Source organism: Corallococcus sp. EGB, assembly GCF_019968905.1.
Classification (GTDB): domain Bacteria; phylum Myxococcota; class Myxococcia; order Myxococcales; family Myxococcaceae; genus Corallococcus.
This window is the reverse complement of the sequence record NZ_CP079946.1, coordinates 8,596,863-8,609,801: the sequence shown is the minus strand read 5'-3', so window position 1 is coordinate 8,609,801 and position 12,939 is coordinate 8,596,863. Positions and strand designations below refer to the sequence as shown.

13 protein-coding genes are annotated in these 12,939 nt (G+C 71.2%); 6 read left to right on the top strand and 7 right to left on the bottom strand.

Translation table 11 applies throughout. From position 1 onward, the window contains the following. Window positions 1-21: 21 nt before the first annotated feature. The 5 genes from KYK13_RS38965 to KYK13_RS35080 form a co-directional block, all read right to left on the bottom strand. Window positions 22-153, bottom strand: a complete 132-nt coding sequence (locus tag KYK13_RS38965) for a hypothetical protein (RefSeq protein ID WP_255654099.1) — start codon at window positions 151-153, stop codon at window positions 22-24. Window positions 154-269: 116 nt separating this feature from the next. Further along, window positions 270-704, bottom strand: coding sequence for a DUF5684 domain-containing protein (locus tag KYK13_RS35095; protein WP_223638844.1), 435 nt, complete (start codon window positions 702-704; stop codon window positions 270-272). Window positions 705-819: 115 nt separating this feature from the next. Further along, window positions 820-1,926, bottom strand: a complete 1,107-nt coding sequence (locus KYK13_RS35090) for a type IV pilus twitching motility protein PilT (protein WP_223638841.1) — start codon at window positions 1,924-1,926, stop codon at window positions 820-822. A gap of 1 nt (window position 1,927) precedes the next feature. Further along, on the bottom strand, window positions 1,928-3,676 hold the full coding sequence (locus KYK13_RS35085; protein WP_223638838.1) for a type IV pilus twitching motility protein PilT: 1,749 nt from the start codon (window positions 3,674-3,676) through the stop codon (window positions 1,928-1,930). Between the two features lie 179 nt (window positions 3,677-3,855). Beyond that, window positions 3,856-4,395, bottom strand: coding sequence for an N-acetyltransferase (locus tag KYK13_RS35080; protein WP_223638836.1), 540 nt, complete (start codon window positions 4,393-4,395; stop codon window positions 3,856-3,858). Between the two features lie 271 nt (window positions 4,396-4,666). Between KYK13_RS35080 and KYK13_RS35075 the strand changes: the two genes are divergently transcribed. Both KYK13_RS35075 and KYK13_RS35070 read left to right on the top strand, forming a co-directional pair. After that, window positions 4,667-5,392 carry an ATP/GTP-binding protein gene (locus tag KYK13_RS35075; RefSeq protein WP_223638833.1) on the top strand — a complete coding sequence of 242 codons (726 nt, stop codon included), beginning with the start codon at window positions 4,667-4,669 and terminating at the stop codon, window positions 5,390-5,392. Next, window positions 5,389-6,885, top strand: coding sequence for an ATP-binding protein (locus KYK13_RS35070; RefSeq protein WP_223638830.1), 1,497 nt, complete (start codon window positions 5,389-5,391; stop codon window positions 6,883-6,885). Before KYK13_RS35075 ends, KYK13_RS35070 begins: the two co-directional genes overlap by 4 nt. A gap of 21 nt (window positions 6,886-6,906) precedes the next feature. On the opposite strand, the gene KYK13_RS35065 is transcribed toward KYK13_RS35070, so the two are convergent. Then, on the bottom strand, window positions 6,907-8,232 hold the full coding sequence (locus tag KYK13_RS35065) for an MgtC/SapB family protein (protein ID WP_223638827.1): 1,326 nt from the start codon (window positions 8,230-8,232) through the stop codon (window positions 6,907-6,909). Window positions 8,233-8,353: 121 nt separating this feature from the next. Then, window positions 8,354-9,487 (bottom strand): aquaporin, encoded by a 1,134-nt coding sequence (locus KYK13_RS35060; protein WP_370645219.1) that lies wholly within the window; start codon window positions 9,485-9,487, stop codon window positions 8,354-8,356. 117 nt (window positions 9,488-9,604) lie between these two features. Here KYK13_RS35060 and thiL point away from each other — a divergent pair, with 117 nt between their 5' ends. The 4 genes from thiL to KYK13_RS35040 all read left to right on the top strand — a co-directional run bounded on the left by thiL (window position 9,605) and on the right by KYK13_RS35040 (window position 12,919). Next, complete coding sequence (gene thiL, locus KYK13_RS35055) at window positions 9,605-10,567, top strand: thiamine-phosphate kinase (protein WP_223638825.1); 963 nt, start codon at window positions 9,605-9,607, stop codon at window positions 10,565-10,567. 64 nt (window positions 10,568-10,631) lie between these two features. Next, window positions 10,632-12,005, top strand: coding sequence for a methyl-accepting chemotaxis protein (locus KYK13_RS35050; RefSeq protein ID WP_223638822.1), 1,374 nt, complete (start codon window positions 10,632-10,634; stop codon window positions 12,003-12,005). 51 nt (window positions 12,006-12,056) lie between these two features. Continuing rightward, window positions 12,057-12,479, top strand: coding sequence for a chemotaxis protein CheW (locus KYK13_RS35045; RefSeq protein WP_223638819.1), 423 nt, complete (start codon window positions 12,057-12,059; stop codon window positions 12,477-12,479). 71 nt (window positions 12,480-12,550) lie between these two features. After that, window positions 12,551-12,919 (top strand): response regulator, encoded by a 369-nt coding sequence (locus KYK13_RS35040; RefSeq protein ID WP_014400067.1) that lies wholly within the window; start codon window positions 12,551-12,553, stop codon window positions 12,917-12,919. Window positions 12,920-12,939 lie beyond the last annotated feature (20 nt).

The window sequence follows — 12,939 nt, the reverse complement described above, 5'->3', positions numbered from 1 at the left end:
CGGTGAACGGCGACTGTGCTGTCATCGCAGTGAATACAGATACGCCGCGATGTCCCGCGCGTCCCCGTCTTGGATGCCATGCACCGCGTGCACCGCTTCGTTCTCCAGTGCAGCCTCGAACCTCGCGGGCACGAGCCACACCCAGGGCGCCACGCCGCACGCGCCGCCGGCTCTACCCGAGCCACCGTGCCCCTGAAACACGAACGGCGGTGAAGCGCCCGGAAGGCCACTCCACCGCCGCCGTTCACGGCCCCCAAAGCCGTGCGGGACTACGCCGTGGCAGCGCTACCGCCAGCGGCGGACGGGCCCTGGTATTGCGCGTCACCGAAGGCCAGCATCGGACCAAAGATGATGCCGAGGAAGAAGAGCCCGATGCCGTAGGCCGTGTCCTTGCCGAAGGACTTGGCCAGGTCGATGCACAGGATGATGGTCGCGATGATGGCCGCGGGCGGACACAGCAGCAGCAGCGCCATCCACCAGATGGGCCGGCCCACGATGTTGAGCAGGATGTAGAGGTTGTAGAAGGGAACGATGGACGCCCAGCCGGGCTGGCCCGCCTTGACGAAGATCTTCCACATGCTGGCGATGCCGACGGCGAGGACGGCGAGATAGACCACCGACATCACCGCGAGGAACGCCCCGGAGGGCTGTGCCGACTGCTGCTCCTGCATCTGCCGAATCATCTCCAGCTGCTGCTCATCCATGACTTCCCCCTCGGAAGTGTGGGACCCACCCCACCGGGTGGGTCCAGGTTCACTTCCGAACAAAGGCGAAGTCGGGGGGAGAAAGCAAACCCCTTCCGGCCCCCGTGCGAGCCGCTCAGGCCTTCAGCGTCTCCGGCACGGCCCAGTCCGGCTTCAGCCGCTGGATGACCTTCACGAAATTCTCCTTGTCCTGGGCCTTCTCCAGGGCGGCGTCGGGGAGGATGACGTCGTCCTTCACCAGGCGCTCCAGGTGCATGTCCAGGGTCTGCATGCCCACGCCCTGACCGGCCTGCATCTTGGAGGCAATCTGGAACACCTTGCCCTCGCGGATCATCGCGGCGATGGCGGGGCTGCCCACCAGGATCTCGAGCGCGGCGACGCGGCCCTTGCCGTCCGCGGTCTTGATGAGCTGCTGGGCGACGATGCCCGCCAGCGACTCCGCGAGCATGCCGCGCACCTGGCCCTGCTCGTCCGCGGGGAAGGAGTTGATGATGCGGTCGATGGTGGCGGGGGCGCTGTTGGTGTGCACCGTGGCGAAGACGAGCACGCCGAAGCTGGCCAGCTGGAGCGCCAGCTTCATGGTCTCGTTGGTGCGCAGCTCACCGATGAGGATGACGTTCGGGTCCTCGCGGCCGGCGGAGCGGATGGCGGTGGCGAAGCTGGAGGCGTGCGGGCCCACCTCGCGGTGGGTGACCTGGGCCTTGAGCGATTCGTGCACGAACTCCACCGGGTCCTCGACGGTGAGCACGTGCGCCGCGCGCGTCTTGTTGATGTGGTTGATCATCCCCGCGAGCGTGGTGGACTTGCCCGAGCCCGTGGGGCCCGTCACCAGCACCAGCCCGCTGCGGCGGTCCGCCATCTTGCGCACCACCTCCGGCGTCTTCAGGTCCTCCAGCGACAGCACCTTGCTGGGGATGGTGCGGAACACGGCGCCAATGCCGGTCATCTTGTAGAAGTAGTTCGCGCGGAAGCGGGCCTTGGTGCCGTAGCCATAGGCGAAGTCCAGGTCCAGCTCCTCGACGATCTGACGCTTCTGCTCGGGCGAGCAGATCTCGAAGAGCACCGACTCCAGCTCGTCGCTGGTGAGGGGCTCGTCGCGCAGCGACACGAGCTCGCCGCGGATGCGGCCCATGGGCGGGTAGCCCACGCTCAGGTGCAGGTCGCTGCCCTTCCTGTCGAGCAGGATGTCGAACCAGGCCGCGATTCGGGGAGTGTCCGTCATGTCAGGCGCCCTTCTTGCCGAGCAGTGAGCCCACCTTGGACAGCATGCGCGCGCCCTCCTGGGGCGTGGCGGGCGGGGGCACGGTGGGAGCGGCGCCGGGCCGCTTGCCCGTCACCATGGCCTCGATTTCGTCCGGGTTCTCCGCGAAGCCCTTCACGGTCTCCAGCGTCGCCTTGCCGGAGCGCGCCAGGTCCGCGAGCGAGTCCTCGAAGCGGATGATGCCCAGCGACTTGCCGCGCTGCTGGAGGGACGGGATTTGATACGTCTTGTTGTCGCGGATGAGGTTGCCCAGGGCCACGGAGCCGGTGAGCACCTCCGCGGCGGCGACCATGGACTTGCCGTCCGCGCTGGGCATCAGCCGCTGGCTGACGATGAGGCGCAGGCCGCTGGAGAGCGACAGGCGCACCTGCTGCTGGTCTCCGGGCGGGAAGAGGTCGATGAGCCGGTCGATGGTCTTCGCCGCGCTGGGCGTGTTCATGGTGCTGATGAGCAGGTGGCCCGTCTCGCTGGCGGCGAGCGCCATGCGCACCGTCTCGGTGTCGCGCAGCTCGCCCACGACGATGACGTCCGGGTCCTCGCGGAGGCTGCCCTTGAGGGCGCTGGCGAAGGTGCGCGTGTTGGTGCCCACCTCGCGCTGGCTGATGAGGGCGCGCTTGCGCGGGTGCACGTACTCCACCGGGTCCTCCACGGTGAGCACATGGTGCGTCGTCTCCCGGTTGATGATGTCCACCAGCGCCGCGAGCGTGCTCGTCTTGCCGTGGCCGGACGGGCCGGTGAGCACGATGAGGCCCTGGTGGTGGTGCGTGGCCTTGGCGATGTCCGGGGGCAGGCCCAGCGACTCCAGCGTGGGGATCTCGCGGGCGATGACGCGGAAGGTGCCCTTGAGGCCCGTGCGCTGGCGGCCCACGTTGACGCGGAAGCGGCCGGTGTCCTCGGAGTCCAGCGCGAAGTCCACGCTGCCGTCCTTCTCCAGCACGTGGCGCAGCCGCTCCGGGATGATGGGCAGCAGCAGGCGCTCCACCGTCTCCGGGGACAGCGGCGTGTCCTGCGGCAGCAGCTCCCCGGCGATGCGCAGCAGCGGAGGCCGTCCGGCCACCAGGTGCAGGTCGCTGGCGTTCATGCTGCGCGCCTGCTCCAGCAGCACGGCCAGGTCGCGGCCCGGCGCGGAGGTCGCGCGCGAGATGGGGATGACCCGCGCGGGGGGATTCGCGCTGGCGCCCGCGTGGGCAGGAGCGCTCGTGTGCGTGCCCGCGCCCGACGGGGCCGCGCCCAGGGGGGACGACGCCCCCGGGGGGCTGGAAGCCCCGCGTGCGGCGGCGCCTCCACCGGGCTGCGAGACCCGCCCCACCGCCTCCGGCGCGCTCACCGCGGGCACTCCCGCGTAGGGCGTCCGCGTGGGCGCGGCGGGGGCCGCCGCTGCCGCCGGAGCCGGTGCCTGCGCCGCGCCTTCCGCGCCTCGCGTGAGGCGCACGTTCATCAGGTCGCCCCGGCGCACCGCCGCGATGTTGAGGTTGCCCAGGCCGGTGGCGTTCACCTGCCACTGCACCGGCGTCTCCGACACCGTGGACGCCCGCGCCGCGCCCACCATCGCATGGAGGGCCTTCACGAGATCATCGGTGGAGAGGGCGCCAGGGTCGACGGGCTCGTAGCCGTTGGCGCCGCGCACCATCGGAGGACGGCCGCTGGCCAGGGCCAGTTCGGTGATTCCAGGACGCGACAGATGACGCAGCAGTTCCGCGAGCGGTTTCATTCGGGGGAGGCCCCATCGCTGCCGTGCGTCAGGCCCGGCAGGGTGGGAACGCCCGCGAGGATAGTCGACCGCCACGCTCCAGGTCACCCGGGGGGCATGCCCGCAAACGCACAACGGGAGTGGCCGTGCGAGGGCCGCTCCCGTCGGGTCCAACCGGATTCACTGTGGGGCGTCGCGGACTACAGCTCGCGCGACATCAGGAGCCGCAGCTTGCCGGACTTCTTGGAGACCACCGTGGCCACCGTCGTGAAGCCCGCCTTGCGGTAGAAGCCGACCGCCGGCGCGTTCGCCGGATCCACGCGCAGCGCGATGGTCTTGCGGTACATGTCGCGCGCGACCTCCAGCGCCTTGTCGAGCAGCATCGCGCCCACGCCGTGGCGCCGCAGCTCCGGCTTCACCACGATGTTGCGCAGGTAGGCCGCGCCCGGCACCGGGCCGTCACGCTCCACCGTCACGTAGCCCACCACCTGGTTCTGCGTGCGCGCCACGTGGATGAAGGGCTTGAGCTGCGTGAGGGCCTTGAGGCTCTCCTCCTGCGTCTCGCCCCGGCTCTTCCACGGCTCGGAGTTGGCGCGCAGGGCCGACACCGTCGTGAGGTCCTCGTCGGTGGGAGGACCGAACTTGACCCCCGCCACCACATCGTTGGGGAGCGTCGCTCCTTCCAGCACCGGCGTGGGGGCCGCCACCTCGACGCCAGGGTCCACCTGCTTCATCGTCATCGCCTTGCTCCTCCGTCGCGTCCGCGATCCTAACCGGTCCCCCCGTACCCATGCACGCGATCATTCCGCGCGCATTGTCCTCTTTTCCGTGTGGGGAGACGTCCTCCTCCCAAAGCGGGGAGCAGGAACCTCTCGAAACGCGACCTGGAGAGGCGTCATTCCGGGGAGACATGCCCCGCTTCGCTGTCTGGACTGCGAGCGGCCTTCCGCGCGGGACGTCAGGCCATTATAAAACGTCTGTCCGGGTCCCCCTCGGTCCGAGTCCCGCCCCTTGCAACTCAACCACGCCCAGCGCGAGCTGACGCTCAAGATCGTCTATTACGGCCCCGGGCTCAGCGGGAAGACGACCAATCTGCGCAAGCTGCACGCGCGTGCGCGGCCGGACGTGCGAGGGCGCCTCCTGTCGGTGGATACCCACGACGACCGGACGCTCTTCTTCGACCTGCTGCCCGTCTTCTTCTCCACCTCCACGGGCTTCAAGGTGAAGGTGAAGCTCTTCACCGTGCCCGGGCAGGTCATCCACAACGCCACGCGGCGGGTGGTGCTGCAGGGCGCGGACGCGGTGGTCTTCATCGCGGACAGCCGGCGCGGCGCGGCCCAGGAGAACAACGCCTACTGGCGCAACCTGCAGGAGAACCTGCGGGAGATGGAGCTGGACCCCACGCAGGTGCCGGTGGTCATCCAGTTCAACAAGCGCGACCTGCCGGACAGCCTGACGGACGCGGAGCTGGCGGAGGTGCAGCGGCGGGGCAGCCAGCCGGTGGTGGGCTCCGTGGCCGTGCGAGGCGAGGGCGTGGTGGAGACCTTCCACGCCGTGGTGCAGACGGCCTGGCGCGCGCTGGAGGGCCGCGCGCAGCTGTCGCGCAACGTGGGCCTGAGCGAGGAAGAGTTCCTGGGGCAGATCTTCCGTCACATCGACCTGAGCGGCACGGCGTTGGAGGGGCGTTACGGCCCCGGCGCGCTGCCCGGCGGCAGGGAGAGCGGGAGGGCGCCATGAGCGGCGTGTCAGGCGGAGGACCGCGGAACAGCGCGAGCGTGCCCCGGCGCGAGTCCGCGCTCCAGCGGCGGCTGTCCCTGGGAGACCTGCTGGACCTGCCGTCCTTCACGGAGGTGGTGAAGGGCTTCAGCGACCTGTACCGCGTGGGCATCAAGGTGCTGGACACGCGCGGCAACAAGCTGGCGGACGTGAAGGTGGGCCACGGCGACTTCTGCGCCTACGTCTTCTCCTTCCCGGACGGCCGCCACGCGTGCACCGCCATGGTGGGCCGGGTGAAGGACGGCCCCGTGCTGCCGGAGGCCGGCGGGCGCGTGGCGGACGGCGACGTGTCCGAGGCGGCGGGCCTCATCGCGCTCACCTGCTTCACCGGCCTGCGCTACGTGGTGATGCCCGTGCGCTACGACGGCGACCTCCTGGGCCGCGTCATCCTGGGGCCCTTCACGCCGGAGGAGCTGACGGACTTCCCGCAGACGCTCACCGGCATCAACGGCCTGGACCTGGAGCGCGCGCAGGAACTGCTCGGCCGCGTGCGCCGCGTGCCGGAGCGCACCGCCGCGCAGGTGCTGGGCCACTTCGGCCAGGTGCTGGGCGCGCTCGTCGCCAGCGGCCAGAAGGCGTACCTGGCCACGCACCTGCATCTGGAGTCCACGCTGGAGGTGCACCGCGAGCTGGAGGCGCAGAACGCGCGGCTCATCCAGGCGAACGCGCGGCTCAAAGAACTGGACCGGCTGAAGTCCACCTTCCTGGGCACGGTGAGCCACGAGCTGCGCACGCCGCTCGCGTCCATCCTGGGCTACTCGGAGATGATGGCCGAGGGGCTGGCGGGGCCGCTCAACCCGGAGCAGCTCCAGTACGTGCGCACCATCGTGGAGAAGGGCGAGACGCTCCTCTCGATGATCTCCTCGCTGCTGGACCTGAGCCAGATTGAAGCCGGCCGGCTGCGCCTGTCCATGGCGCCGGTGGATCCGGGCTACGTCATCCAGACGGCGGTCTCCAGCGTGCTGCCGCAGGCGCAGCGCAAGGGGCTGGAGCTGGAGGTGCGGCTGCCGCACACGCCGCAGCCGAGGCTCGCGGGAGACCTGGACAAGCTGCGCCAGGTGGTGGTGAACCTGCTGGCCAACGCGGTGAAGTTCACGCCCGCGGGCGGCCGGGTGAAGGTGACGCTGTCGGACGCGGCGATGCAGCAGGAATTGGGCGTGCCCGGCTACCGCATCAGCGTGGAGGACACCGGCGTGGGCATCCGCGCCGAGGAGTTCGAGCGCATCTTCCAGAGCTTCTACCAGGTGGACGGCAGCTCCACGCGCGAGTTCGGCGGCGCGGGGCTGGGCCTGGCCATCGTGAAGAGCCTGGTGGAGGGCCACGGCGGCCGGGTGCGCGTGGAGAGCGAGTTCGGCCACGGCTCGCGCTTCATCGTGCAGCTGCCGCTGCACCCGCCCATCCACGACCGCGGGCTGACCGCCGCGGCGCCGGTGCCCGAGCCCGACCGCTTCTGACGGGCACCGGAGCCCGGCCGCTCAGGGCCCGTGGGGCTCGACGATTCTCGTGTCCGCCGGGCTGTTGGGAAGGAACGTGGGCAGCCGCGTCTGCACGAGCGCGCCCCCGAGCCCCAGCAGCATCACGACGCCCAGCGCTCGGCCCAGCCGCAGCGTGAGCGAGCGCTGCTCCGACACGCGCGCCACCAGGATGAAGTTGATGGCGGCGCTGGCGAGCGACGCGATGATGGCGCCCACGCCGGCCGTCGTCGGGGAGATGGTGCCGTTGGCGCACAGCGACGCGGCGGAGGCCACCGCGGACGCGCTGGACACCAGGCCGCCCACGGCGCTCACCGCGTAGAAGCCCCAGCGGCCCAGGAGCGTCTGGCCCACGGTGCCCACCACCTGGAGCACCAGGAAGATGAGGCCGAACTTCAGCGCGGACGGCAGGGAGAAGGGCGACTTCAGGGGCAGGGCGGGGGGCTCCGCGCCGGGCGCGGCCTCCGCGCGCGTGCGCACCAGCGCCAGGCCCGTGCTGGACAGGAGGATGAGCACCAGCGGAATGGCGGAGTCCACCAGCGCCCGGAAGGAGAGCAGTCCCAGCAGCACGGCGTTGCGCAGCGCCATGGCGGCGGTGGCCAGCATCACGCCCCGGTAGGCCACGTCGAGCAGGCGCCCGGAGGTCTCGCGCACGCGGTTGGCCAGCTCCGCCACGGTGACGGTGCTGTTGACGAGCCCGCCCAGGAACCCCGTCACCTCCACGCCGTGCGTGCCGAACACCTTCCACAGCAGGTAGTTCACGAAGCCGATGGCCGCGATGAGGATGACCGTCACCCACGCGGCGCGCGGCTCGATGAGGCCCCACGGGTCCACCGGCTGCGCGGGCAGCACCGGGTAGATGGCGAAGGCGAGGATGGCCAGCAGGATGGCGCTGCGCAGCTCCTCGGCGGTGATTTTGTGGCTGAAGGTGGCCAGCCGCTCCTTCCACGCGAGCAGGCCCGCCGTCGTCACGCCCACCGCCGCGGGCGTCACCGTGTGGCCCAGGCCGCACAGCACCCCGGTGAAGCCCGTGACGAGCAGCGCGGCGGACGTGGTCAGCTCCGCGCCGCCGTTGGCGCGCAGGGACTGCCAGTTGAGGAAGCACAGCAGCACGCCCAGCAGCGCGAGGCTGAGCAGCGCGAAGCTCGGGCCCAGCAGGCCGCCCATGCCGCCCAGCAGCGCCGCGAAGCCGAAGGTGCGCAGGCCGGCCTCCTTGCCGCGCCACTCGCGCTCCAGTCCGACGAACAGGCCCACCGCGAGCGCGAGCGTCAGCCGCATCAACGTCTGCAGCGGCGGCCAGGAGACGACGGGGGGAAGACCTTCCATCATGAGCGATTCCTCTCCCGTCCCTCATGCTCGCCTGTGACACGTTCGTCAACGTCGTACCCCGTCACGCACGAAGTCGTGGGGCCTCCACGTTTCGCGCCCTCGGGCGGGACGCCGTCCGCGGTCAGGTGAGGGCCCGGGGGCCTTCCGGAGCGGGGCCTCCGGGGACGACGTGCAGCCGCTCCCAGCCCTGCCGCGCCAGGAGCTGATGCACCCGGAGCCGCAGCGCCGCCTGCAACGCCTTCGCTCCGGCCTCGTCCTTCAATGACAGCGCGGACAGCGACCAGCGCTCCCTCACGCGCGCGTCCATGCCCGGCGCGTGGCCCGCGACGTCGATGAGGACGTAGTGGGCCGCGGGCACGTTCCGGTCGCGCAGCGGCGCGGCGCGCAGGTTCGCCTCCCGCATCACCGCCTCCACGGCCGGCGGCGGCCCGTCATCCAGCCCGGAGCCTGGCGGCGGTGACACCACCGCGCGCGCCCGGTCCGGGTGTGCCAGCGCGTTGAAGAGGGCGGCGGCCAGGTGCGCGGGGCCCGCTTCCGCGCACTCGAAGACGACGGTCTCCACGGCCGTGGACGCGGGCCGCGGCGCGCCGCCCAGCAGCCACCGGAAGAGGAACACCGCCAGGGCCGCGCCCAACAGCTGCGCCGCGACGAAGGACTCCACCTCCCACGGGCTCATCACGCCCGCGTGGGCGCTGGCCGCGCGCGCCAGCACCAGCGCGGGGTTCGCCAGCGAGCGCGAGTCCGTGAACCACACCGTCGCGGCCACATACCCCGCGATGGCCAGCGGCGTCGCCGACGGGCGCGTGCGCACGCAGCCGCGCACCACCACCAGCAGCCCGAACGTGGCCACCATCTCCGTGAGGAAGCGGGCCCCGTCCGCCGCGGGCATCCTCGCGGTGAGCAGCAGCGGCTCGTTGCACATGCGGTGCGCGACGAGCCGCCCCACCAGGCTGCCGGACAGCTGCGCCAGCGCGTACAGCGGCACCTCGCGCCACGGGGTGCGGTCTCCCAGCGCGTCCGCGAAGGTGAGCGCCGGATTCAGATGCGCGCCCGACAGCGGCCGCAGCACCCACAGGAGGCACGCCAGCACCGCGCCGCACGACAGGGACATGAAGAGGCGTCCCTCCGTGGCGCTCGCGCCCAGGTGCTCCGCGACGTGGTGCGACCCCTCCAGCGCCACCACCAGCAGCGCGCACCCCAGCGCTTCCGTCACCAGCCGGCGGCGCAGGTCCATGGGTGTGGAGGAGGAAGGCACTCCCTGTCCTATGCCTGGGCGGTCCGACACCGTCAACGCCGCGGGCCCGTCCGCCGCCTGGCCGTTCGCGGGTCGTCATTGCATCCCCGGGCGCGGGCGTGGTCTTCAGTGCCGTCCATGCCCGGCGAGTTCGACCTCATCCAACGCTTCCTCGCCTGCTTCCCGCGCGCGCGGGTGCCGGTGGGCCCCGGGGACGACTGCGCCGTGCTCGCACCCTCCAAGGGCGCGCTGTGCGTCACCACCGACGCCGTGGTGGAGGACGTGCACTTCACCCGCGCCACGTTCTCCGCGGCGGACATCGGCCACAAGGCGCTCGCGGTGAACCTGTCGGACCTGGCCGCCATGGGCGCCACGCCGCGCTGGTTCGTCTGCGCGCTCGCGCTGCCCCGGGACTTCCCCGCCCGCGAGCTGTCCGCGCTGGGCCGGGGCATGGCCGCGCTCGCGAAGGCCCACCGCATCATGCTGGTGGGCGGCAACTTCACCTCCGCGCGCGAAGTGTCCGTCACCCTCACCGTCACCGGGGCGCTGTCCCATCCGCCCCTCACCCGCGCGGGGGCCCGGCCCGGGGACGGGCTCTACGTCTCCGGCACGCTGGGCGACGCGCGCCTGGGGTTCCAGCAGCTCCAGGCCGGCGTCCGGCGGGGAAGGGCCGTGAAGCGCCAGCGCCGCCCGGAGCCCCGCATCGCCCTGGGGCGGCTGGCCGCGCGCTTCGCCTCCGCCGGGATGGACGTGTCGGATGGACTGGCCCAGGACCTGGGCCACCTGTGCGCCGCGTCCCGGGTGGGCGTGGAGCTGGAGCTGGACCGGCTGCCCCTGTCCCCCGCCGTGCGCGCGGCGCTGGGGCCGGAGGGGGCCCTGCGCGGCGGGGAGGACTACGAGCTGCTGCTCGCCGTCCCGCCCGCGCGCAGGCAGGCGTTCGAGCGGGCGTGCGCCCGCGCCGGGCAGGCGGTGACGCGCATCGGGGTGCTCACCCGGGAGCGGACGTTGCGGATTCGGGACGCAGGGGGGCGCCTGCTGACCCCTCCGGCGGGATTCGACCACTTCGCCCGGTCAGGCAGGCAGATCCGGCCGGATGATTGACCCGTACCGGACAGCAAGGCTAAACCCCTGGGCTGTTTTCCGCCCCTCCCGCTGAAAGCACTCCGTGCGCCGCCCCCTTCGCGACGACCCCTCCTCTGGCCTCACCCCCCGACGCGAGCCGGTGCAGCGACTGCTGCGCGCCGTCGAGGGTCCCAAGGTGGTCCGCGAGCAGTCCCTGCACCGGAAGATCACCACCGGCTACATCCTCCTGGGCCTGCTGCTGGGCACGTGGCTGCTGTGCACGGAGAGCCTCTTCGACGCGTCCTGGGGCCGCTGGAGCTTCATCATCCGGGTGGGGGTGGGGGTGCTCATCACCTTCGGCGGCGCCACGTTCCTGCCCTCGCTGCTGGCGCGCGTCACCCGCGTGAAGGTGCTCAGCCGCTCCGCCTTCGAAATCTCGCAGGGGGACTTGTCCAAGCCCGTGGCCGCGGAGGTGCACAGCACCCGCGACGAAATCGACGAGCTGACGGGCGCCATCTCCCGCATGCAGGAGAACCTGCGGGAGCTGGTGGGCAAGATCCAGGACACCGCCAAGAGCGTGGCGGACACGGCCATCGACCTGCAGCGCAGCGCGGAGAACGTCAACGGGTCCACGGAGGAGGTGGGCTCGTCGATGGAGAAGATCGCCGGCGGCGCGGAGACCCAGTCGCAGCTGGTGTCGCGGGCCTCCAAGGTCATCACGGAGATGGCCGGCAGCATCCAGCGCACGGCGGCCAGCGCCCTGGACGCGGCCCGCACGTCCGCGGAGACCAGCAGCAGCGCGGAGGACGGCTCCAAGGCGGCGCGGCTCGCGGGCGACAAGGTGAAGAAGGTCTTCAACCGCATCGAGTCCGCCAGCCAGCAGGTGTTCGCCTTCGGCGAGAAGACGCAGGAGATCTCCAAGATCGTCGACGCCATCACCCAGGTGGCGCAGCAGACGAACCTCCTGGCCCTCAACGCCACCATCGAGGCGGCGCGCGCGGGCGAGTACGGCCGCGGCTTCGCGGTGGTGGCGGATGAGGTGCGCAAGCTGGCGGAGAGCGCGGGCCGCTCCGCGGAGCAGATCTCCCGCCTGGCGCGCGACATCTCCGGCCAGTCCACCTCCGTCGTGAGCGCCATGAAGGAAGGCATCGCGGAGCTGGCGGAGGGCCGTGAGGACCTCACCGACATCATGCGCTCCATGGGGGCCATCACCGACACCGCGCGCAAGGGCGCGGAGAAGGTGACGCTCATCTCCGACAGCACCCGCGACCAGCTCAAGGGCAGCGAGGAGATGGTGAAGGCCATCGAGGAGATCAAGCTCGTGGCGAAGAACAACGCCAGCTCCACGGAGGCCATCCAGGCCGTCATCCAGGAGCAGACGGCCGCGGTGTCGCGGATGACGTCGCTCGCGAGCGAGCTGACCAACCTCTCCGTGGAGCTGCAGAGCGTGGTGCGCAGCTTCCGCCTGGGGCCCTGAGCGCCCTGTTCCCCCGCCTGTCGCCGCCTTCGCGGCACAAGGGCCTTCACCGTGCGGCACGTCATCTTCCGGGTCGAGAAGGAACGCTACGGGTTGCCCTTGTCGGCCGTCCGGGAGGTCGTCGTGCCCCCGGAGCGCTACACGCGGGTGCCTCGCGCCCCGGCGGCCATCACCGGGGTGATGAACCTCAGGGGCCGGGTGGTGACGGTGGTGGAGCTGCGGCAGCTCCTGCATCTGCCAGAAGGTCCCACGCCCCAGTGCCGGGTCGTGCTACTGGACCGGGGTCGCAGGGACTTGGGGCTCCTGGTCACCGACGTGGACGGCATCGAGGCGGTGGAGCGCGTGAGCGCGGCGCCGGGCAAGGCCATGCCCGCGGTGCGCGGCGTTGCCCGCCTGGGTGGCCTGGGAGTGACCGTGCTCGATCCGGAAGGACTTGATGCGGCGGTCGTTGCCTTGTTCACTCCCTCCAAGTGAGTAGCCCCCTGGAAACGGCCGGTGATAGGGTGCGCTCCCTCTAGGCCTGAAACGGAGGCGGAGTTCTTCACATGGCTAAGCGGGTGCTGGTCGTCGACGACGCCATCTTCATGCGCAACATGATCAAGGACATCTTTGCGTCTGGAGGGTTCGAGGTCGTCGGTGAGGCGGCCAACGGCCTGGAGGCCGTGGAGAAGTTCAAGGAGTTGAAGCCGGACCTCACGACGATGGACATCGTCATGCCGTTCAAGAGCGGCATCGAGGCGACGCGGGAAATCATCAAGGCCGACAGCAGCGCGGTCGTCATCATGTGCTCGGCGCTCGGGCAGGAGAGCCTGGTGATGGAGGCCATCGAGGCGGGTGCCTCGGACTTCATCGTCAAGCCGTTCCGGGCGGAGGACGTGCTGGCGGTGGTCAAGAAGGTGCTGGGCGAGGCCTGAATCGGCGCGCGAGGGGCCGC